A 21942-nucleotide genomic window follows, 5' to 3' on the forward strand; every position below is an offset into this window, starting at 1 on the left:
AACCCCATGCGGTAGGATACCCGTGGAAGTTTAATTTATTGAAGATTAATTAAATGACTGAATCTTTTGCTCAACTCTTTGAAGAGTTTCTAAACGAAACAGAATTCCAACAAGGCAGCATCGTTAAAGGTACTGTAGTAGCTATCGAGAACGGTTTCGTTCTTGTTGACGCTGGTCTTAAGTCTGAATCTGCTATCCCTGCTGAACAGTTCAAGAACGCTGCTGGCGAACTTGAAGTTGAAGTTGGCGCTGAAGTAGACGTAGCTCTAGACGCTGTTGAAGATGGTTTCGGTGAAACTCAACTTTCTCGTGAGAAAGCTAAGCGTCACGAAGCTTGGATCGTACTTGAGAAAGCTTACGAAGAAGCTGAAACTGTTGTTGGTATCATCAACGGTAAAGTTAAAGGCGGTTTCACTGTTGAACTAAACGGTATCCGTGCTTTCCTTCCTGGCTCTCTAGTAGACGTACGTCCAATCCGCGACACTGCTCACCTAGAAAACAAAGAGCTAGAGTTCAAAGTTATCAAACTTGACCAAAAACGTAACAACGTAGTTGTTTCACGTCGTGCAGTTATCGAATCAGAGAACAGCGTTGAGCGTGACGAGCTTCTAGAAACTCTACAAGAAGGTTCTGAAGTTAAAGGTATCGTTAAGAACCTTACTGACTACGGTGCGTTCGTTGACCTAGGTGGCGTTGACGGTCTTCTACATATCACTGATATGGCTTGGAAGCGCGTTAAGCACCCATCTGAAATCGTTAACGTTGGTGACGAGATCCAAGTTAAAGTTCTTAAGTTCGACCGTGAGCGTACTCGCGTATCACTAGGTCTTAAGCAACTAGGCGAAGATCCATGGGTAGCAATCGCTAAGCGTTACCCAGAAGGTCACAAACTAACTGGTCGCGTAACTAACCTAACTGACTACGGCTGCTTCGTTGAAATCGAAGAAGGCGTTGAAGGTCTAGTTCACGTTTCAGAAATGGATTGGACTAACAAGAACATCCACCCTTCTAAAGTTGTTAATGTTGGCGACGAAGTTGAGGTTATGGTTCTTGAAATCGACGAAGAACGTCGTCGTATCTCTCTAGGTCTGAAACAGTGTAAAGCTAACCCATGGCAGTCATTCGCTGAAGCACAAGCTAAAGGCGACAAAGTTACTGGTAAGATCAAGTCTATCACTGACTTCGGTATCTTCATCGGTCTAGAAGGCGGCATCGACGGTCTAGTTCACCTATCTGACATTTCTTGGAATGTTGCTGGCGAAGAAGCTGTACGTGAGTACAAGAAAGGCGACGAGATCTCTGCAGTTGTTCTAGCAGTAGACGCTGAGCGTGAGCGCATCTCTCTAGGCATCAAGCAAATGGAAAATGACCCATTCAATGCTTACGTTGCTGACAACAAGAAAGGTGTTCTAGTTAACGCTACTGTAACTGCTGTTGACGCTAAAGGCGCTACTGTTGAAATCGCAGAAGGCGTTGAAGGTTACATCCGTGCTTCTGAAGTATCACGCGATCGCGTAGAAGATGCTTCTCTAATCCTAAGCGCTGGTGATGTTGTTGAAGCGAAGTTCACAGGTGTAGACCGTAAGAACCGCGTAATCAACCTATCTATCAAAGCTAAAGACGAAGCTGACGAGCAAGAAGCAATGGCATCTATCAACAAGCAAGATGACAATGCATTCGGTAACGCAATGGCTGACGCTTTCAAAGCTGCTAAAGGCGAATAATATACTCGCTTAAGCAAAAAAGGAGCCGCAAGGCTCCTTTTTTATATTTGGTCATATTTAAGTAGTAATACTAATGACAGTAAACTATCTTAATAAAAGGCATTTCTTCATTGCGCATTTTGCATAAAATTTGTCTAGAATTGTCAGCAAGTGTTTGTTGGAATTAGTATTACTTACTATAATAAGTGATAAAGATACTCAAAGAGGGCAACTATGACTAAGTCTGAACTGATTGAAAGACTCTGCGCTGAGCAAACACACTTATCAGCGAAAGAGGTAGAGGATGCTGTAAAAGATATTTTAGAGCACATGGCCTCTACACTAGAGAGCGGTGACCGTATCGAGATCCGTGGCTTTGGTAGTTTTTCTCTTCATTACCGCGAGCCTCGCGTAGGTCGTAACCCTAAAACGGGCGATAAAGTGGAATTGGAAGGTAAATACGTTCCACATTTCAAACCTGGTAAAGAACTTCGTGAGCGTGTAAATATTGGTTAATGCACTCTTATTAGTTTGAAAAAAGCGGCATACGTTTGTGTATGCCGCTTTTTTGTAATGTATCCAAGTTAGTCATACATCCAAGATCGTTTACTAATCTAATTGTGGATTCAGCTGTTTTCTATACCCAAATAACTTTAACTTCTAAGCATGTCTACAAACTAAGCATCTTGAGGTTACTTGGGTATAGATTATTGCTAATATACGTAGTCTGAAGAAGCATTTTCCTGCATAATCTTACCGACTTACTCCTAGAAGGGTGATGTAACATGAAAATTATAAAAATCGTTGCTGTTTTAGCTCTCTTTTTAATTGCATTGGCGTTAGGTTCCCAAAACCAAGAGATCGTGACTTTTAACTATCTTCTAGCAAAAGGAGAGTTCCACTTATCTACGCTATTAGGTGTAGTATTTGTGGTTGGCTTTGCTTTAGCGTGGGTTATCTTTGGTAGCATCCAACTGAAAACTCAGCTACAGGTCCGTCGTTTAAAGAAAAAACTGAAAAAGTACGAACCAACTGAATCAAACAACGCTGCTGATAAGCCAGCCATTGAAAAACAGGCATAAGGATAAGGCTTAACTTTAATGCTTGAACTACTCTTCTTGTTGTTGCCTATAGCTGCTGCGTATGGCTGGTATATGGGACATCGCAGCGCTCAGCAAGACAAGCAGAAGCAATCTCATCAAATCTCTCGTCAGTATATGACGGGTCTTAATCTACTGCTCTCTGACCAATCAGATAAGGCTGTCGATCACTTTATTGAATTGCTCCAAGTTGATAACGAGACCATCGATACTCACCTTGCGTTGGGTAACCTGTTCCGGTCTCGTGGTGAAGTCGACCGCGCAATCAGAATTCACCAAAATCTTATTTCTCGTTCAGGCTTAACACTGGACCAAAAGAACCTCGCCCTTCAACAGTTAGCGAAAGACTACATGGTCTCAGGTTTTCTTGATCGTGCAGAGAAAATCTTCGAACAGTTAGTCGAAGAGCCAGATTACAAAGAGGCGGCTCTTCAACAATTAGTGACCATTTATCAGCAAACACGAGAATGGGAAAAGGCGATTTATTACGCGAACCAATTGGCTAAGTTAGGTAATAAACGCTCAAGGATGCGTGCAAATATTGCCCATTTTTGGTGTGAAATAGCCATGCTCGACCAAGCTGATGGGAATACTAATAAGGCAATACAGCATTTTAAAAAAGCGTTAGCGGAAGACCCGAAGTGTGTTCGAGCAAGTATTGCTTTGGGACGAATTTATCTAGAGTCTGAAGACTATAAGCACACCATCAAATATCTGACGGGGGTACTTGAGCAAGATAAAGACTTTATCAGTGATGTCTTGCCAACTATTGCAGAATGCTATCATCATCTGGGTCAGGAAGATGAACTTGTCGAGTTTCTGCGAGCTTGTATTGATAAGAAAGCAGGCGTATCAGCCGAGTTGATGTTGGCTCAATTAGTTGCTCATCACGAGAACGTTGGGGCTGCTCAAGAGTTACTGACGAAACAATTGCTGAAAAATCCAACCATGAAGGGCTTCTACCGTTTAATTGACTACCACATTGCAGAAGCAGAAGATGGTCGAGCGAAAGACAGCCTATCAACACTACAAGCGATGGTGGGTGAACAATTAAAAGTGAAACCGCATTACCGATGCCGGAAGTGTGGATTTTCTACCCATTCCCTTTATTGGCATTGTCCGTCCTGTAAAGGATGGGGGACGATCAAGCCAATCCGCGGATTGGATGGTGAATAATTCTTAATGCAGCTGGCAGAGTTTCTGTCCGCTGCATTTTTTTAACTTTTTATTTAATAAGAACCAAAACAGTTAGGAGATGAAATGATCGACCAAAAAGTTATTGTCGCACTGGATTATGATAACCAAGCAGATGCACTTGCGTTTGTAGATAGAATTGATCCTGCGTCATGCCGACTAAAAGTTGGCAAGGAGATGTTTACGCTATTTGGTCCTGATTTTGTACGTGAACTCGATAAACGTGGTTTCTCGGTATTCCTAGATTTAAAATTTCACGATATTCCAAACACCTGTTCGAAAGCAGTTCGCGCTGCGGCTGAAATGGGTGTATGGATGGTGAACGTACACGCGAGCGGTGGTGAGCGTATGATGACGGCATCACGTGAAATTCTTGAGCCATATGGTAAAGATCGTCCACTTCTTATCGGTGTAACGGTACTAACCAGTATGGAACAAAGTGATTTAGCTGGTATTGGTTTGAATGTTGCGCCTCAGGAGCAAGTGATTCGTCTAGCAACCTTGACCAAAAACGCAGGCTTAGATGGTGTCGTATGTTCAGCGCAAGAGTCTTCACTACTGAAGAGCGAACTAGGCCAAGAATTTAAATTAGTGACCCCTGGTATTCGACCTGCTGGTTCAGAACAAGGTGACCAGCGCCGTATCATGACGCCAGTAGACGCTATCCAATCAGGTTCAGATTATCTTGTGATTGGTCGCCCTATCACTCAAGCGTCAAATCCTGCAGAAGTGCTGAAGTCGATCAATGAGAGCTTATCTAAAATGTAAGCACTGTCTCGATTGTATGGAGAAAAGTGAGGCTAAGATGCCTCACTTTTTATATCGAATGAAAATACTGATCGCGGTAAACAACCATTCCTTTTAACCAGCTATGTCTGATCATTTACTCGCTGTAACTGGTATATCGGGGCCAATTGAGATAAAGGTTCTGCGGTTTATTCTGAGTAAAGTAGGGCTTGGTACTATGCTGATCACACTTTTGTAACATAACTCACTGTGATGCCTCGAAAATGCAATCATGTGTTATTGATGGCTTGCGTTACAAATATCTAAAGAATACTATGGCGAAGATGCATTCACTGCGTTGTAAGGTCTAGGATGACCTAGTGAAACTCTTTGAAATTAATATAGAAGCTGGCAGGACGTCACTTCATATTACGTTCCTATTATTTCCTATCTGCGTATTTTAAATCGCAGCTTTCTGTGAGCTTTCACACGCTGTCTTCCTTGTTACGACCTTAGTGCGCAAACACAACAAGGAAGAAACATGACTAAAAAACTGCCATTTTCAGTACTAGCAACACTGACCGCTGCCAGTTTTCAACTGAGTGCGGCAGAATTGCCAGCTGATATCGAATGGATTTCAAACAACAACGAACCTCTATTTGCCTCTGAAGAAGCGGTACGAGGTGGCACCTATCGCACTTACATTCAGAGCTTTCCGCAAACATTACGAAGTGTTGGTCCAGATGCGAACTCAGGTTTGCGCCAATACTTAATGGATGGTTCACCAAAACTGGCTCAGCGTCATCCAAATACTGGCAAATGGATCCCTCAACTTGCTAAGTCATGGGCATTTGGAGAGGACAACAAAACCGTATTCTTTAAACTCGACGAAACGGCCGAGTGGTCAGATGGTGAAAAAATTACAGCAGATGATTACGTCTTTATGATGAAGTACTACACGTCAAAAGACATTATCGACCCGTGGTATAACGACTTCTTCACAAACAGTATTGTGAGTGTTGAAAAAATTGATGACTACACGATCAAAGTCAATCTTGCTGTAGCTCAAAGTCATGACTCACTTATGGTTATGATTAACATGCCAAGTAATGGTTTTCAGCCTCGTCCTGAACACTTCTTTGAAGGAGAAAAGGACGCAAATAACGATGGCATGCCTGATAACTTTGTCAGAAAGTTTAACTTTAAATCTGAGCCAACCGCAGCGCCTTACTACATTGATCAAGTGAAGAAAGGTAAGAGCGTGACATTCAAACATGTCGGTGAAGATTGGTGGGGATACAACAACCGCTACTATAAAAACCGTTATAACGTTGAAAAGGTTCGCATTAAGGTAATTCGCGATCCTGATATTGCCATGAAGCACTTTGAGAAAGGCAACTTAGACTACTTTGAGATGGTGCTACCAAGCTTTTGGCATGACAAAACCAATAGTGATGTGTACAAAAAAGGCTATATCCAAAAGTACTGGGGCTTTAACGAAGCACCGCAAGGAGCTGGTGGTCTTTGGATGAACACAGCGATGCCTATGTTGGATAACCTAGAAGTGCGTAAAGGTGTTATGGCAGCCACTGACTATGACGGCATGATTGAAAACATCATGCGTGGAGATTATTCACGTAAACCGCATGGACTCGGCTTTGGTCATGGCGAATACGATGATCCTAACAATACACCGCCAAAGTTTGATGCTGATGCGGCGGTTAAACACTTCGAAAAAGCGGGCTTTGATAAAGTGGGCGCAGATGGTATTCGTGTTAACGACAAGGGCCAACGCTTGAGCTTTGCTATCACCTACGGATACAACTCTTGGACACCGCGTATTGCATACCTGAAAGAGCAAGCGAAACTTGCTGGTCTTGAGTTCACGTTAAACTTGGTGGATGGCTCATCTGCGTTTAAATACATTCTTGAGAAAAAGCATCAGCTAGCGTTTTTGAATATGGGCTCTGGTGAGATCCCTGCGTACTGGGAATACCTACACTCGGATAATGCAAATCGACCACAAACGAATGCTCACACCAACTACAGCAGCCCTGAGCTAGACAAGTTAATTGAAGCGTATGATTCTGAGTTTGATCAGGAGAAGCGTTACGACTTGTCGCATCAAATCCAAAACTATGTCAGCAAAGCGAATATCATCGTTCCTGGCTACATGGTGCCTTATTCTCGAGTTGCTCATTGGCGCTGGGTTAAAATTCCTAAAAACGGCATGACAAAAGCGACAGAATGGGTGCTTCATCCAATGGATATCGGTAATTTCTGGATTGATAACCAAGTAAAAGAAGAGACAGAAGAAGCGATGGACGAGGGTAAAACCTTCCCAGAATTAACGGTAATTGATGATCGTTACAAATTGTAAATCAGTAGTTTAGATAGAAAATGATAGCCCCGGTAATGAATTTTATCGGGGCTTTCTTTTTTATTTAATAAGGTAAGACGCTTCTAAAAGGTAGGTTTTTGCATCACCAAGCAAAGAGAACGCTTTATCGATGGTTTTAAATCGATCATCAAGCGAGTCGCTTGATATCAGCTGGCTGAATGTTTGCAACGAGAAAGCTTCGTTTGCTTTGAAGAACTGATGTACGTTTTCAAGCTGCACTTTATGAATATGCTCCACCTTATTTAGGGCGGTGGTTAAATCGGAAATGTTAATCGACATTGCTACTCGGGAACCTTATCAACAAGACCTATATGAGGTCATAGAGTGGGGTTTTATATTTTGTGACAGAGAGTAGCACCGAAGAGCAATTTATAGTCTGATGAAGATCAATTTGCCTTATTTAAGCATCTGTAACGCGGCACTAGACGTGTACCTAGAGCTAGTACACGTTACAACGCTTGAATATAGGCTAGGGTTTCACCTAATCAAAAGTAAAAGCCAAGTCCGACTAAAAGCCCTTGAGAAGCCGTATCATATTCAAATACCTCTTCATTTTTGTAATCGACCCAGGTCGACTTGTAAGCTAAGTTGAGATCAGACCATTCGTTAAAGCTATAACGAACACCAGTTTGAATGGCATAAGTGAAGTGAGTATCGTTGCCAAGTCCGGCGTCGATACTGGCATGAAATCGCCAGTTTTCGCTCAATTCATCAATGAGTCGCAAGCCAACTAAAAAATCGACCCAATCTTCTTGTAATGACAGTCTATCTTCTAGTACCCGGTTATCATTGCGATACAGTTTGCCGGTGATGTCATTGTCCCACCAACGTAATCCAAACATATAATCCAGTTTACCAAATGAATATTGTTCGCGTTGGAATGCCTTTGCTTCTAGAACACCTTGCCGTATTTCGATGTCCGCACGATAACGAGCGTTAGGCAGAGCGCCCTTGATATTATTAACATCACCACTTAAGTTCATGAAACTATAATCTATGTAGTAGCCCCACTTACTTTGGTAAATACTCTCGAATCGCAACATCGCCCCAATATCGAGGTGGTCTACGATGAACTTAGGATCGACATCCACCTCTGATGAAAAGCGACCAATACTGGTATCCCCGTGGATATTCAGTCCTAGCATGTACACTTCTATGCTATTTCGCCAACGAGATTCTTGTGTCTCGGCTGAGAGCGCTACTGATGTAGGTAATACAAGAATGAGTGAGGAGAGTGATAGCAGGTTACATGGTTTCATCCAATTTCCTTTTCGGCTTTTCGGCTTTTCGTCAGCTTTCAGCTTAGTAGAAGTCGCTACACTCTGCATAAAAAAGGGAAGCAACTTGCTTCCCTGTAATTAACATTGACTTAGAGTTGTTTGGCAATGTCTGAGGTTAGGCTTTCTAAGCCTATGGATAAAGCGTTGACGAGCGCTTCATAGCCTTCATCTTGAAGCGGCTTTGAGATTTGTATTGGCGCACTGTTTTCGACCTTACCTTCGGCATTAATGAGTAACCATTCTCCCTCAATTTCGATATTACCTTTGTAGCTGCCATTAAATTTATTTAACGTAAGCTGTAGTTTGGCTTCACCGCTTTGATCCAACAGATTATTCATTTCAGTCGGCCAATAATGACTTTGCTTGTGGCGTAGTTCCGCGACGACTCTCTGAGTGATTTGCTCAGAAATACTGTGCGCCCATTGATTGTGTTTCGCCTGAATAACTAGGGTCTCAGAGGTTCGATAAACAATGCCATTATCATTCAAATAACTCGCCAATGTCACTGGACGAACAACTAAAGTTGGGCGCTGAGCGATATCAGAAGAGCTCAGCGTCACTGGTTCCACCTTAGGTAGAAGGTACATAGCTCCTTTAGTTTGCGGAGCGCTACTGCAACCCGTTAGACCGACAAATAGCGCGATAGACAGAAAGAATACTCGTTTCATTAGTTTTGGCCTTTAATTGGTATTGGGTCACTGATTTCATCTTCTCCAAACACAAGAGAGTTTGGCTTTTCGTTTAGCTGTTTAAGTACGGGTTTAAACTCTGTCATCACGCTTTCTAATTCTTTTAGCGTGGCTTCCATTTCGCTGTACATGGTTGAGTTGGGCCCATAACCATCGAGTGTTTTTTGTAATTGCTGTAAGCTTTGGCGAATATCTGTTGGGATCTCTTGCGTCTCTTTTTGATTCAAAAGTTTATCAATACTGTCCGCCACGCGTTCTGCTGAAGCTAACGTTTTTTCAGACGTTTTTAACGTTGAATTGAGAGAATCTAGCGTTTCTTCCATCGGTAAGTTATTAATCTTATTTAGGAAGTCGTTCACTTGGCGCTGAACCTGCGCAAAACCACCACGCATGGTTGGGAAAACATCTAAATCAGCAAACTTACTCGGGACGTAAGGCTCGTCATTTGGATAGAAGTCGGCGTCAACATACAGTGCGCCTGTTAATAAGTTACCTGTTTTTAAAGTACCACGTAGGCCTTTAGCAAACTCACTCTTCAATTTATCTTTTAACATTGGTAAAGATTGGGATTGGAAATCGCCATAAACACGGCCGAGCTCGATACGTACCAATACAGGGATTTTTTTCGCAGAAAAGTTCTCTTCTGGGGTTGGAAGTCGCATTGGTACACGCATCACAGTACCAATTCTCAAGCCTCGATATTCGACAGGTGCCTTACGTTTAAGTCCTCGTACCGATTCATCAAAAAGCATAACGAATTCAATATAATCATCGTACATGCCTTCTCGAAGTTGTTTAATATCATCGTACAAGCGGAAGTTGACCATATTTTCAGTGAGCTGTTCACCGGATTCAAGACCTGGAACGGTATCGAAGGTAACACCACCCGTTAGCATGCTCTCTAATGAGCCAAACTTGACTTCGAACCCTTCAGCGTTGAGCTGTAAATCTACGCCAGAATTCAGCCAGAACTTGGTACGAGTGCGCACTAAGCTGTCATAAGGCTTGAAAATAAAGAGTTGGTATAACGCTTTGCGAGTGTCAACATCAAAGCTGGTTTTCTCTACACGACCAACCGTAAAGCCTTTATAAATGACGGGGTCACCAACGCCTAGTTTACCGGCCTCGCGATGTGTTAACACAAGGCGTAGCCCCTCCGCATCAGGAGAGGCGACTGGGGGAACATCTAAGACCGTAAAGCGCTCTTTCTCTATTTTAGATTTACCCGGCTGAAGTTGGATATAAGCGCCAGAGAGCAAGGTTTCTAAACCTGAAACGCCATCACGGCCAATACGAGGCTTCACCACCCAAAACATGGTGTCATCTCGCAACATGCGTTCTGCATCCTTGTTCATTTGTGCCTTAGCGATGATGTGATCGTAATTTTCACTGAGAGTGACTTCAGTAATCAGTCCGACTTTTACATTCAATGCTCGGATTTCGGTTTTGCCAACCTCAATCCCATCTGCGGTTGGCAGTTGGAGAGTAATTTGTGGGCCTGTACTGTTGATATATTGGAACAGCATCCACGCTCCCATGGCTAGCGCAAGGATCGGGACAATCCATATCGCAGAAATCTGCTTTTGCGGTTTTATTTGAGCGGTTACGTTGTTCTCATCACTCATATTTGGCTTTCTCGTTTAAGTTGTCAGAAATCGGCTCCTGCACTTCGTTTTGTGGCAATTGCCACAACAAACGTGAGTCAAATATCATTGCAGAAAGCATAGTAAAAATGACCACTGCCGCGAAAGAGAGCGCAGCAGGACCTGGATAAATCGCCATTAAGTTTTGCAGTTGAACCAGTGCAACTAAGATCGCGACGACGAAGATATCGATCATGGACCAACGGCCAATAAACTCAGTTATACGGTAGATCTTTAAGCGTGAAATACTCTCTTCGTGCGGAAGATATCGCGCTTTTTGCGCATTGTAATACAGCCACGCGAGTGCCAGCATTTTCGCCATTGGAATAAATACGCTAGCAAAGAAAATTACCATCGCAATAGGGTAAGAACCTAAATGCCAAAGCAATATTACCCCCTCCATGATAGTTGAACCTTCTGCATGTCCAAGACTTACGGTGTACATCATAGGGTAGAGGTTTGCAGGGATATAGAAAATGACTGAAGCAAACAAAAGCGCCCAAGCTTTTTGTAAGTTGTCTGCGGGGTTGTATTTATGAATAGGGCTTTTACAACGAATGCAGTGTTGGTGTTTTTTAGCTTCAATAGGGTTGAGCTGGTGACACGTATGACAACCAATATGGTTGTGGTTATGGTGCGTATCACCCTCTTTTACATCAGATAGCTCGATAGCTGGAATAAAGTGTCCCCAGAGCCAGCTTTTGTCGACCATTGATATGCATTTGACTACCAGAACGGTATATACACAAAACGCCCAGAATGAAGTGCCCATTCCTATGTCTGCGAGGGAAGCGATTTTAATTAAGCTGACCAACACGCCAATCAAAAATACATCCACCATTAACCAGGGTTCGACTCGAAATAGAAGACGGCATAAAACTTTTGCCATTCGTTGCTGCTTTTTAGAGGGGGTATGTTTACGTGCTTTTAATGCTTCAAGGTGAAGAAAGAGAATGAGACCAACATAGATTGCAGGCAAAACGATAACTGTTGCGAGTAGCAGCACACCCAAAAGCACATTTTGAAACTCAGCCAGCATTTTGGCAGCGTGCAACAAGGTGATTTCTTGCGACAACCCTTGCACGCTGAACGACATAAAAGGGAAAGAAATGCTTAGCACTAACATGATCAAACATGCCGATGATATGGCGATCACGCTTTGGTAAGGCTTGGCATTCACTTTAGTCAGCGAATGCGAACATCGAGGACATTGTGCTTTTTGCCCCTGTTCGATATCGGGAATGCGAACAACAAGGCCGCACTCTTCGCATGAAATTAACTGACGGGAATTAGGTTGAATACTCATCGGGTAGGTTTTAGATTCATTTGCTTTAAGAATACTCTTTTTTCACTAGGCACGCTTGTTTTGATTCAGGAGTTTACGAGTTTCTTACTTTTGGCATTAGAGCATATGGGAGATCTAAGACATAAACGAAGTCGCGTTTGGTACAAGATTTTACGGCGAAGATGAATATGTTGGAAGCCGAAAGTAATGTGATATTGCTTGTCTGTGGAGGGGGGTAATTACTTGTTTTAAGGGTAAGTAACCCTGCCCAGATAATCTGAGCAGGGAAAAAGAGCATTTTATTTAAGGTGCTTAGTTGTACTTTACTTGACCGTTCCGCTCTTAAAGGCATTGGAGCCGACTTGCGTACCGTTGAGCGTTTTGCCGTAATAGCCTTGGTGCTGGTGATATTTCTCCGCGTTTGCGGTGACATTGCCTTTGAATCGAGGATCTTGTGGACGCTCATGACTGTTGACGTATGCTGCGACATCCCAAGCTTCTTGCTCTGTCAGCTGCACACTTTTCCCAAGCGGCATGTTTTCGTAAATAAAATAGGCTGCAGTGTTAATCCGGTGCATGCCTGCGCCCCAGTTATACGCATATTCGCCCCAAAGTGGTGGAATGTATGAATGGTCGTTGGTGTCTTTGATGCCTGAACCGTCGGCGCGATGGCAAGTTTCACAGCTCTTTTCGTAGACCAATGCGCCTCGCTCTATTGATGGTTCTTGCTCAGGGGCGGCGATTTTTGGGTAGCCACGCCCAGAGAGATTACCTCGCTTTTCAACTGGTAATGCTTGTGCGATGGCTTCGGGCAACGGAAAGTCTTTTGCTTTTCCACCAATTTGCAACGCTTTTGCGTCTAGCTCTGGAATGGGTTCATCCGCCATACCATGTTTGTCAAGCAAGCCGCCCATCGCTAACCAGTAGGCGTAAGCACTAAGGGCAACAATTTCTGTCGAATCGTAAGCGGGCGCTTTACCGTTCATGGAATACTCGAAACAACCTTGGATACGGTCAGCATAGCTGTTTACGCGATCGTTTTTCTTACGATATGCTGGGTATGCCATGTAAGCTGCCCACAGTGGCGCAGCGTTTGCTTTTCGTCCTGCCTCCATATGGCAGTTCACACAGTTTTGTTCGTTGCCAACGTATTTTCCGCGCATTTGTTGTGAGTTAACAAAGAGCGAGTAACCGCGTTTTACTTGCTCACCAAATGCGGTGTTTGGGATTGTGCTGAGATCACGCGGTTTTAAGTATTCACCGTGCTTTTCTTTTTCTATCGCAGGTAGCTCTTTCTGGCGGTCCGGTAACAGATCGTTAGCTAATACGAGCGTAGAAATGAAAGGCAGTGCGAACAAAGAATAGAAACGTTTCATGACTGCTCCTAGTAACGTAATGAGGCAAAGTAGTAAGCAAGATTTTCGATCTCTTTGTCAGTGAGATTTTTTGCGATGGTCCCCATCATATTGAGCGGGTCGCCACTGCGAGTGCCGTTTTTCCATGCCATCAATTGCGTTTTTAAGTAATCAGCATGTTGGCTTGCGAGGCGAGGGAACTTGTCGACGCCCATACCGCTGGCTCCATGACAAGTCGCGCAAGCTGGAATATTTCGATCCCAATCGCCTTGGAAAATTAACTTACGATACGGGTTACGAATATCAGCTTGGTCGCCGCGTTGTTCTGGATTCGTGAACTCATAGCTCGGGAGGTTAGCAAAGTACTCCATAACTTCCTTACGGTCTGCGGGATCGCTGAGTTCCTTCGCCATGCCTTGCATGACCACATTTTGGCGTTCGCCACTAAGGAATAATTCGATTTGAGTGTTGAGATAATTCGCGTTTAAACCAGCGATCATCGGCGCGATATTTGGCTGTCCCATGCCATCTTGGCCGTGACAACCGCTACATACGCTGGCTTTTTCCGGAATAGACGAGGCGCTTGCGCCCATAGTGGTTGCTAACAAACAGGCCACCACCACTGGAAGAATTTTTGACATGCTGACTCACTTTAATTTTTATTAATATGTCTAAGTGCTACTTGGTAGTCACTCGGACGATATTGTCGGCCTTGTCAATAATGAAAGGTATTGTGGATTTCCACATATTTAATAAGTGTAAATGGCCGTATTTGTTTTTATTGGTTGTTCTATAAGCGATAAAAACAAAGTGGTGAAGAGCTGCACAAATCGGCAGCTCTAAGTGGTAGAGACGTCTTAACGTGCGGCGTTACGCTTTGCGGATTTTGGCCGGCAAGGACTGACGTGCCGCCGCGCCCACTACCCAATCCAACAATACACCTTTACCTTCTCGGGTAGGATCAATTAAGCCAATGTCGTTAATGTTGACGCCATCTTGGCTGCGCGTTTTTACGGGTTGTTGTTTATCGCCGATCCAGTGCGAGCGTTGTCCTAGCTCGGTATGACCAAACCCATGTTCAAATCCGAGTGTGCCAGGGCGAATTCCGCTGACTATCATCGCAAGTGCTTTGGTGCTTGCAGATGGTGTCTCAATAACAAACTCATCACCTGTTTTAATGCCTGCGCGCTCGGCATCGATTGGATGGATGTACACTGGGTTTACGCCTTTAATCGAGTTCAACCTTGGCGATAGATTGGATACCGCACTGTGAATGTTGGATTTAAAGTTCGTCAGGCTGAATGGCCATTCTGAGCTTGGGAACTGTTCTTCCATTGGTGTGCCATCGGCCAGCTTTTGTGGATGCCATGTTGGGCAACCCGTGTAGAAATCACCGGTCATGGTGTTTCTTGCGCTGCCGACACGTTCATTCCATATCGCGACAGGTCGTGTCCATTTATGCTTCATTTGCTCACCTTGATACGCTTCGGTTGCATTTTCAAAACGTCCACCGCGAGCAAAAATAAACGCCACACGTTTCATCTCATCCGCTGTCAGCGTCTTCTGCATGGCTGGCATTAAACGCTCTAGGCCGGACCACGCAATGTCTTCTGCCGAAACTTCAGGTACCCCGCCTTTCACATAAGCCAAGTTTGCCGCGGAACGTAAGTAGAAATCTTCAGCGCTGTGGAGGGCGTGCCAATTCCCTTGCGCATCTTGAATCGCGTTGTCACCAAAGCCGCCTAGTTGCATTTTCTTGGCGACATCAATCAAAAAGTTTTCTAAGCAAATTGAACGACCATCGGCGGTTTTCTCTGTTCGCGCTCCCACAATCGGCCAGCGAGCGGTGACGGTTTTCACCGGAACGTCGTGCCAAGGCGTTGCCATACCCCAGCTTTCGTAGGTGACCGTGTCCGGCACAATATAGTCCGACAATGCGGTGGTTTCGTTAATGAACGCATCAACAGACACAATCAAACCGAGCTGCTTTGGATCTTTAAGCTTGTATTCCAGCAGCGTTTTCAAACCGGGTACACCATACATTGGGTTCGCCATGTGGTTGATCCACGCTTTTACGCGGTATGGATACCCATCAATAGCCGCAGATAGGTGCTCTGTCAGCAGTGGCGCGGCAAACGGATACCAAGGGGCGCGAGTTGGGTAAGGTGATTCACCTGCCTCAACGCGACGTTTGTATTCGCTGGTTTTGTGGTAGGGGAATTTACTGCGCGACAAAAAGACGCCTTTCGGGCCGACTTTGCCAGTAAATTTGGTGAAGTCGTAACGAGGACCCGCAGCGGAAGTTGGGTAGCCACCCGCTTTGGCCATCGCGCCGCCTTTCATATTTATGTTACCAATCAACGCATTGAGCATCATGATGGTAAACGAGTTATAGAACCCATTGGTGTGCATGTTGCCACCGTGGGTATCGACCACCGCTTTTGTTCCGTGACTGGTGAAGCGCTTTGCTAGTTCAACAATTTGTTCGACAGGGATTTCACATTGTTGGCTGTAGAACGCAAGGCTGTATTTGAACGCCTCTTCTTTGAGTCTTTGTAGAGACGATTTTACGCGCACTTCGCCCGATGCAAGCGAAACCGTTTTATCGACAAACAGTGCCGCTTCCTCAGCTTGGGTATGAACACCAAATTCGCTGCTTTGCTCATCCACGATGACGTACGGGTCGGAGTCAGACAACGCTTCGCCCTCAAATGGCAGGTTCAGATCAGATGCGCGTAAAAACGTGCCGTTTCTCGGGTGCTGCTCATCGCTGATTACCAAGTGCGTGGCATTACACCAGTGCGCGGTGCCGGCTCGCTTCATCGCGTTTGCCCCCGGCTGCGCCAAGAAGGTTTTGTTGTAGCGTTGGTTTTCGATGATCCACTGGACCATGCCAAGCACGAGGGCAGAATCGGTACCCGGTTTGATTGGTATCCAGCGGTTGTTGTCACCAGCGGCCAAGCTCGATGAACCCGCAGGCAAACTTGGCGTGATGATGGTGTATTCCAAGCTACCTTCTGTTCGCGCATTGGCGAGTTGGCGCGCCTGGCGCTTAAAAGGGTTGCCAGCTTGCGCAGGCGACATACCGATGAAGATGATGTATTCCGCATTATCAAAGTCTGGCTTCAAATGTGCGTTCTTATCTAAGTCGTTCATAAATGCGCCGCTGCCAGCACGAAATGCGTAGCCGCAGTAAGAGCCGTGATGCCCAAAGTTACGTGTACCATAGCTGTTGAACGCGAAGCGTTTGAATATGTCGTCTCGGCCTTCGTTACCGGCGTTGGTCATTAACAATTGGTTGGCTTTCGGTCCATATTCTGGGTTTTCAGGATCAACGGGTGTTGTTAAATCGCGAATGTCGCGTAAGCCATCAACATGGCCTTCACCAAATAAATCACCACCTTCTACGACTTCTTCTATCAATTGCTCGTAGCTGATCGGAATCCATTTTCCTTCGCCGCGTTTTCCAACTCGTTTCAGTGGCTGAGTAATGCGGTACGGGCTGTTGCGAATTTCTAACATCCCATTGCCACGTGCGCATGCTGTTGAACGACCTTCAAGGCCCGCTTCTCCAGCCAAACTTAAATAAGCATCTTTGACTGGCGTTTCGAATGGAATGTGTTGCTGATGAGAGAGTGGGTGATATGGGTTGCCAGTGATACGCAAAATCTCGTCGTTGCGGTTATCAATGCGCACACGCAACCCGCACAGTGACCAACAGCCAAAGCACATCGATGGAGCTACGCGCTGGTTTGGGTTCGGGATCAGGTTGCCTTTGCTGTTGACCGTGTACTCTGGTTCAAGAGAATTACCGTGGTGAATATCACGCGTTTTTTCTCCTGCGGTGCCTTCGAGCGCACCCTCGACCATATGTTTGGTGGTGGTGGCGTAACCCGCAGCGAATGCGCCAAGCCCACCCACTACAATGCCTGATTTCAAAAACTGACGGCGTTTGTTATCCATGATGAAATCCTCTTTGATTAGCGTTCAGTTAAGGTGAGTGATGAGGCTTTTACTTCGATCTTTTGTTTTGGCTGAACCAGCTCCGAACCGAGCAGTGCCAGTGCAAGCCATAATCCGAGCATGCCGATAATGCCTATCCAGCCATTTCCATCCATAGTGAGTTGGTATGGATACAGCGCTGCATCGAACTTGGCGATGATTTGCACTTCCATGATGGTAAACCAGCGAATCAGCCATGCACTTGCCAGTGCGGCAGCAGACACAAAACTGAGCCCTATGACGTGACGAAATCTGGCTGATGCGGACTTTTGGGTATCGCGCAAGAAGATGAAAGCGAGCAAAACACAACCTAAAACGACAAAAGTGAGCAGGGCAATGTTGTGCATCCACTGTTCGCTAGAATAGAGCGAAAATGCGGAATTGTTGGATGCCCAAATCGGTAGCAGTATCAGCGTTAATACACCGCTGGTAACCACTGATTTTTTAAGTAAATTAGTATCGCCAGATGTCAGTGTCTTTGACTGACTAGGCAGCAAGAGCCAAATCAACAGAGAAAATCCGACCGCGCTCATAAATGCAGTGACAAACCAAAGAACCGGCGACGCGGGTTGGTGCCATAAAGAGCGCGATTTAACGACTGCAATTTCAGCGCCTGTGTAGACTGCAATGGTGATGCCTGATAGCACCGTGATAACAGATACCATAAGCATGACTCTACGAGAGAGCACCCAGTCACCCAGTGACAGCTTTGAAATTAGAGGCAGTACTTTCCCTGGCTGATTACGTAAGTTGATCAGATCCTCGCGGAGATACAGCCATGCAGTCACTACCGCTAAACCTGAGAAAACAGGCAGGAACAGCGAGCCTAGAGACATCCATGACCACGGCGTGATGTGCACGTAAAAATGCCAAGCTCGTCCCGGCTGGTGAAGGTCGCCAGTTAACGCCAACGGGCCTACGATAGCGCCGATGGCCATCGTTAGCACCAGCGCGGCGCGTAACCGATGACTGGTGTGTTGCTCAAATAATAGGGCGATTAGGAACAAAATAGCGGCAGCGTAAGCAGAACCGATGTAAAAGAAGTACTGCACCGCCCACGGGAGCCAAGCCATCGCTTGAGGTTGGACTAACACTTCGGTGATGTTCATGCTCGCTCTCCTTGAGGGTCGTAAATAGCTGGCTGCCCGTCGATGTGGCTGGTGAAGCGTTCATCCATGCCGATGTAAAACACATGTGGCTTGGTCTCTTCATTGGGCTTTAGCACTTTGATGTCGTCTTGGTGCTTCGTAATTAAGCGGCGGGCTTCACTTGATGGATCATTCAAATCACCAATCACGCGAGCACCACCCACGCAGGTTTCCACACAAGCGGGTAATAAACCTTGTTCTAAGCGGTGTGCGCAGAAGGTGCATTTGTCTGCGGTGAGCGTGTCCTCATTGATAAAACGCGCATCGTAAGGGCAGGCTTGTACACAGTACGCACACGCTACGCAGCGACTGTTATCCACCATGACAATGCCATCTTCGCGCTGAAAGGTTGCTTGAACCGGACACACTGCCACGCAAGGTGGGTTGTCGCAGTGGTTACAAAGGCGCGGTAGCATAAAGGCTTTTGCTTCTCGCGTGGTAGAGCCATCATCTAACGTAACTTCGTATTGCTTTACGGTGGTTCGGAATTGACCGATAGGCGCTTGGTTCTCGATGCTGCAACCCACAGTGCAAGCCTGGCATCCGACACATTTACGCAAATCTATCACCATGGCATAACGCTTCCCGACTTGTCCTTTTCGGTCAGCGGACTGGTTATTTCGAATAATGTTTCCCGCAGTTGCCGTGCCAATGCCTGCGACTGGAATTAACGCGGCTCCGGCTGTGACCGCGCTGAGAAAGCGACGTTTGGTGGAATCCATAACTCACCTGCTTTTTTGTTGTATTTGAATTGACTGATTCCATTGTGAGAAATGCACTGCGAGGCTTATATTGTGGATTTCCACATACCCAGATCAAACTTGATCTAAAACAAATGTGGTTTAGGGAAGGTAGCTGTTATTCTTGTCGTACTCTCTTGACGGAACGATTCGACTCATCATGAAAAAAGCACTGTGGCTTCAGCTTTGGATTCTTTGCTTAGTTGCCTTTGCATCTTTGGCTCACGGCGCAGTTTCTGAACAAGCAGATCTGCAAGAGCAAAAAGCAGAGCAGCCACAGGTCAAGAAAAAAGTCGAAGTGGGCGTGTTAGCGATACGTGGTCATCTTTATGCCGAGCAGAGATGGCAACCGACCATTGATTGGCTCAATCAGCAAATTTCCGATGTGCATTTTGTTCTTCATCCCCTTAACTTGGATGAAATGGGCGAAGCGGTGAAGTTTCAGACCATGGATTTCATCTTAACCAACCCAGGTCAAGCAGTGCGGTTGGGCAGGCAATACGCGCTGTCGTGGATGGCAACGCTAACCAGCAGAGCACCACAAAACTCGAATTACGGAATTGGTTCGGCGCTTGTGGTTCGAGCCAATTCAAGTTATCAAACGGTGCAAGATGTCTCAGGACGTCCCGTTGCGGCGGTATCAGAAAAAGCCTTTGGTGGTTATCTAACGATGCGCTATCAAATAGTCAAAATGGGGCTTAATCCAAACGATTTCTTTTCCGATGTCCGCTATCTTGGTTTTCCTATTGATGCCAACCTGTATCAATTACGTGATGGCAATGTGGAAGCGGCCGTCGTCCCTGCTTGTTTATTGGAACAGATGTTAAGTGAAGGGCTTTTACAACCGGGTAATTACCGAGTTTTAAATCAACAGCCGAACGAGCGCTCGTTATGCGCTGTTTCCACACCGCTTTATCCTAACTGGTCATTTGCCAAAACAGAGCGCGGCTCAGCTCAGATTGCCAAACAGATTGCGCAAGTATTGTTAGCGATGCCACCTGAACACCCTGCGGTTATTGCGGCAGGCGCGTCAGGTTGGACGTCCCCCGTCAGCTTGCTGAGCATCGACAAACTTTATCAGGCGTTGGATCTCCATCCGTTGCAACAACCTTGGTGGCAAGAAGCATTGCGCTGGCTGCGTAGTCATCAAGAATGGGCATGGGCGCTGTTCATGTTTGTGATTGTGTTGAACGCGTACCACTTTTGGCTTGAGTATCGATTTAGCAAGAGTAAGCAAGCGTTGGAGCAGACATCGTTACGATTAAAAGAGAAAAGTGAACAGTTAGAACATTCACAAAGGGTCGCGATTGTCGGAGAAATCGGCACTAGTCTTGCTCATGAACTCAATCAGCCACTGGCAGCCATTCGCAACTATAGTGAAGGCGGTTTACTTCGCTTGGCCAAAAAGCGCCCTCATGAAGATATTGTCCCTGTACTTGAGAAAATACAGGGCCAAGTTGAAAGAGCCGATGCAATTATTCAGCGATTAAGAACGTTGATTCGTAAGCGCAGTGTCGACAAAGCGCCGTGCGATCCTCAAGTACTCATTGATGACACGATTGAGTTACTCCATTTTCGAATGCAGAAGCAAAACATTTCTATTGTGGCCAGTACAGAAGGGAACATTCGTCCATTACTTGTCGATGCAGTTGGCGTACAACAGGTTTTAGTTAATGTGATCAGCAACGCGATTGATGCGTGTACTTTGTTCCAAGAGAAATATCACTCATCAGGTTATCAAGGTAAAATTGCCCTGCATTGCGATTACCAAATCAGTCAACTCTCTATTCGAGTGTTAGACAATGGTACAGGGTTGCAGCAAGAGAATCCGACTCAAGCGTTTGTGAGTAGCAAAGAAGAAGGGCTTGGGCTGGGGTTAGCCATTTGTCGCGATGTGATGGAAATGCATGGTGGCGAGTTTGTCATCAGCTCGACAGCACCACATGGTTGTTTGGTTGAGCTTGTGTTTCCATATCAAAACTAATCTGAACTAGGCATAGGAGCATTCAATGAGCAGCGGTGAAAAGCAGCTACCTGTTTTTGTAGTCGATGATGATGAATCGGTGCGTGACTCGCTCGCTTTTATGCTGGAAGAGCATGACTTCAACGTGACGACTTTTGCTGATGGGCAATCTTTTCTCGATAAAGTGGACATTCATCAAGCCGGATGCGTGATCCTTGATAGCCGAATGCCCAACTTTCGTGGTCAGCAAGTGCACCAAATTTTAAATCAAGCCAACAGCCCGTTGGCCGTTATTTATCTGACAGGGCATGGTGATGTCCCGATGGCGGTCGATGCATTACAAGCTGGGGCGGTCAATTTCTTCCAAAAACCAGTCAAAGGCGATGAACTGGCACGAGCTATTTTGCAGGGACAGGCGCAGTCTGCCACAAACCTCGATATGGCAGCAGCTAAATCGGCTTATGAATCGCTCACACCTAGAGAAAAAGACATTTTACGTTTGATCATTGAAGGAAAACGCAACATTCGTATTGCTGACGAACTTTGCATAGCAATGCGAACGGTTGAAGTACACCGAGCCAATCTATTGAAGAAGTTCTCGGCAAAAACCGTCGCAGAGTTGGCATATATTTATGGCAAGTTAGATTAAAGCTTAGCGAGTGAAGCCTCTTAAGGCTATTTAGAGGATACAACTTGAGCTTTATGACGACTCG

The 21942-nt window shown here is 45.5% G+C and carries 18 protein-coding genes; 8 read left to right on the forward strand and 10 right to left on the reverse strand.

What is annotated here, in order from left to right; genetic code table 11:
* Positions 1-53: 53 nt before the first annotated feature.
* The 6 genes from rpsA (at position 54) to R8O11_RS01975 (ending at position 7103) form a co-directional block, all read left to right on the forward strand.
* Complete coding sequence (gene rpsA, locus R8O11_RS01950; RefSeq protein ID WP_005385817.1) at positions 54-1724, forward strand: 30S ribosomal protein S1; 1671 nt, start codon at positions 54-56, stop codon at positions 1722-1724.
* A gap of 213 nt (positions 1725-1937) precedes the next feature.
* Positions 1938-2219 carry an integration host factor subunit beta gene (ihfB, locus tag R8O11_RS01955; protein ID WP_005385816.1) on the forward strand — a complete coding sequence of 94 codons (282 nt, stop codon included), beginning with the start codon at positions 1938-1940 and terminating at the stop codon, positions 2217-2219.
* Positions 2220-2488: 269 nt separating this feature from the next.
* A complete protein-coding gene (locus R8O11_RS01960) occupies positions 2489-2785 on the forward strand; it encodes a LapA family protein (protein ID WP_318193868.1) in 297 nt (98 codons plus the stop codon).
* 18 nt (positions 2786-2803) lie between these two features.
* Positions 2804-3979: a lipopolysaccharide assembly protein LapB gene (gene lapB / locus R8O11_RS01965; protein WP_005376665.1), complete on the forward strand. Its 1176-nt coding sequence runs from the start codon at positions 2804-2806 to the stop codon at positions 3977-3979.
* Between the two features lie 84 nt (positions 3980-4063).
* On the forward strand, positions 4064-4765 hold the full coding sequence (gene pyrF, locus R8O11_RS01970) for an orotidine-5'-phosphate decarboxylase (RefSeq protein WP_167415347.1): 702 nt from the start codon (positions 4064-4066) through the stop codon (positions 4763-4765).
* A 499-nt stretch (positions 4766-5264) separates the two neighbouring features.
* Positions 5265-7103 (forward strand): extracellular solute-binding protein, encoded by a 1839-nt coding sequence (locus R8O11_RS01975; RefSeq protein WP_017633867.1) that lies wholly within the window; start codon positions 5265-5267, stop codon positions 7101-7103.
* A 60-nt stretch (positions 7104-7163) separates the two neighbouring features.
* On the opposite strand, the gene R8O11_RS01980 is transcribed toward R8O11_RS01975, so the two are convergent.
* From R8O11_RS01980 to dsrO, 10 genes are all read right to left on the reverse strand, one after another.
* Complete coding sequence (locus R8O11_RS01980; RefSeq protein WP_005376679.1) at positions 7164-7403, reverse strand: hypothetical protein; 240 nt, start codon at positions 7401-7403, stop codon at positions 7164-7166.
* Positions 7404-7609: 206 nt separating this feature from the next.
* Positions 7610-8383 (reverse strand): hypothetical protein, encoded by a 774-nt coding sequence (locus tag R8O11_RS01985; protein WP_031778929.1) that lies wholly within the window; start codon positions 8381-8383, stop codon positions 7610-7612.
* Between the two features lie 110 nt (positions 8384-8493).
* Positions 8494-9072: a membrane integrity-associated transporter subunit PqiC gene (locus R8O11_RS01990; RefSeq protein ID WP_256902939.1), complete on the reverse strand. Its 579-nt coding sequence runs from the start codon at positions 9070-9072 to the stop codon at positions 8494-8496.
* Positions 9072-10718 (reverse strand): intermembrane transport protein PqiB, encoded by a 1647-nt coding sequence (gene pqiB / locus R8O11_RS01995; RefSeq protein WP_213970712.1) that lies wholly within the window; start codon positions 10716-10718, stop codon positions 9072-9074. Before pqiB ends, R8O11_RS01990 begins: the two co-directional genes overlap by 1 nt.
* Positions 10711-12042 (reverse strand): paraquat-inducible protein A, encoded by a 1332-nt coding sequence (locus R8O11_RS02000; RefSeq protein ID WP_025767235.1) that lies wholly within the window; start codon positions 12040-12042, stop codon positions 10711-10713. Before R8O11_RS02000 ends, pqiB begins: the two co-directional genes overlap by 8 nt.
* A 302-nt stretch (positions 12043-12344) precedes the next feature.
* On the reverse strand, positions 12345-13397 hold the full coding sequence (locus R8O11_RS02005) for a c-type cytochrome (RefSeq protein ID WP_171344328.1): 1053 nt from the start codon (positions 13395-13397) through the stop codon (positions 12345-12347).
* Positions 13398-13405: 8 nt separating this feature from the next.
* Entirely contained in the window at positions 13406-13969 is a 564-nt protein-coding gene (locus R8O11_RS02010) for a c-type cytochrome (RefSeq protein WP_370687796.1), read from the reverse strand.
* Between the two features lie 277 nt (positions 13970-14246).
* Entirely contained in the window at positions 14247-17339 is a 3093-nt protein-coding gene (locus tag R8O11_RS02015; protein ID WP_169628451.1) for a tetrathionate reductase subunit A, read from the reverse strand.
* Between the two features lie 17 nt (positions 17340-17356).
* The gene (gene nrfD / locus R8O11_RS02020; protein ID WP_318193869.1) at positions 17357-18487 is read right to left on the reverse strand and encodes an NrfD/PsrC family molybdoenzyme membrane anchor subunit; all 1131 of its coding nucleotides are present in this window, start codon (positions 18485-18487) and stop codon (positions 17357-17359) included.
* Positions 18484-19248, reverse strand: a complete 765-nt coding sequence (dsrO, locus tag R8O11_RS02025; RefSeq protein WP_318193870.1) for a sulfate reduction electron transfer complex DsrMKJOP subunit DsrO — start codon at positions 19246-19248, stop codon at positions 18484-18486. Before dsrO ends, nrfD begins: the two co-directional genes overlap by 4 nt.
* A gap of 178 nt (positions 19249-19426) precedes the next feature.
* Here dsrO and R8O11_RS02030 point away from each other — a divergent pair, with 178 nt between their 5' ends.
* Both R8O11_RS02030 and R8O11_RS02035 read left to right on the forward strand, forming a co-directional pair.
* Positions 19427-21250, forward strand: a complete 1824-nt coding sequence (locus R8O11_RS02030; protein WP_318193871.1) for a sensor histidine kinase — start codon at positions 19427-19429, stop codon at positions 21248-21250.
* 25 nt (positions 21251-21275) lie between these two features.
* Entirely contained in the window at positions 21276-21878 is a 603-nt protein-coding gene (locus R8O11_RS02035; protein ID WP_170893504.1) for a response regulator transcription factor, read from the forward strand.
* Positions 21879-21942: the final 64 nt, after the last annotated feature.

The sequence above is a fragment of the Vibrio sp. 1288 genome (assembly GCF_033344475.1).

Bases quoted from the DNA above. Each gene is read 5' to 3' on its own strand.
- R8O11_RS02030 (WP_318193871.1), top strand. From the start codon at position 19,427: ATGAAAAAAGCACTGTGGCTTCAGCTTTGGATTCTTTGCTTAGTTGCC.
- R8O11_RS02000 (WP_025767235.1), bottom strand. From the start codon at position 12,042: ATGAGTATTCAACCTAATTCCCGTCAGTTAATTTCATGCGAAGAGTGC.
- R8O11_RS01980 (WP_005376679.1), bottom strand. From the start codon at position 7,403: ATGTCGATTAACATTTCCGATTTAACCACCGCCCTAAATAAGGTGGAG.
- R8O11_RS02035 (WP_170893504.1), top strand. From the start codon at position 21,276: ATGAGCAGCGGTGAAAAGCAGCTACCTGTTTTTGTAGTCGATGATGAT.
- pyrF (WP_167415347.1), top strand. From the start codon at position 4,064: ATGATCGACCAAAAAGTTATTGTCGCACTGGATTATGATAACCAAGCA.
- lapB (WP_005376665.1), top strand. From the start codon at position 2,804: ATGCTTGAACTACTCTTCTTGTTGTTGCCTATAGCTGCTGCGTATGGC.
- R8O11_RS02005 (WP_171344328.1), bottom strand. From the start codon at position 13,397: ATGAAACGTTTCTATTCTTTGTTCGCACTGCCTTTCATTTCTACGCTC.
- rpsA (WP_005385817.1), top strand. From the start codon at position 54: ATGACTGAATCTTTTGCTCAACTCTTTGAAGAGTTTCTAAACGAAACA.
- R8O11_RS02010 (WP_370687796.1), bottom strand. From the start codon at position 13,969: ATGGGCGCAAGCGCCTCGTCTATTCCGGAAAAAGCCAGCGTATGTAGC.
- R8O11_RS02015 (WP_169628451.1), bottom strand. From the start codon at position 17,339: ATGGATAACAAACGCCGTCAGTTTTTGAAATCAGGCATTGTAGTGGGT.
- R8O11_RS01975 (WP_017633867.1), top strand. From the start codon at position 5,265: ATGACTAAAAAACTGCCATTTTCAGTACTAGCAACACTGACCGCTGCC.
- nrfD (WP_318193869.1), bottom strand. From the start codon at position 18,487: ATGAACATCACCGAAGTGTTAGTCCAACCTCAAGCGATGGCTTGGCTC.
- R8O11_RS01985 (WP_031778929.1), bottom strand. From the start codon at position 8,383: ATGAAACCATGTAACCTGCTATCACTCTCCTCACTCATTCTTGTATTA.
- ihfB (WP_005385816.1), top strand. From the start codon at position 1,938: ATGACTAAGTCTGAACTGATTGAAAGACTCTGCGCTGAGCAAACACAC.
- R8O11_RS01990 (WP_256902939.1), bottom strand. From the start codon at position 9,072: ATGAAACGAGTATTCTTTCTGTCTATCGCGCTATTTGTCGGTCTAACG.
- pqiB (WP_213970712.1), bottom strand. From the start codon at position 10,718: ATGAGTGATGAGAACAACGTAACCGCTCAAATAAAACCGCAAAAGCAG.
- dsrO (WP_318193870.1), bottom strand. From the start codon at position 19,248: ATGGATTCCACCAAACGTCGCTTTCTCAGCGCGGTCACAGCCGGAGCC.
- R8O11_RS01960 (WP_318193868.1), top strand. From the start codon at position 2,489: ATGAAAATTATAAAAATCGTTGCTGTTTTAGCTCTCTTTTTAATTGCA.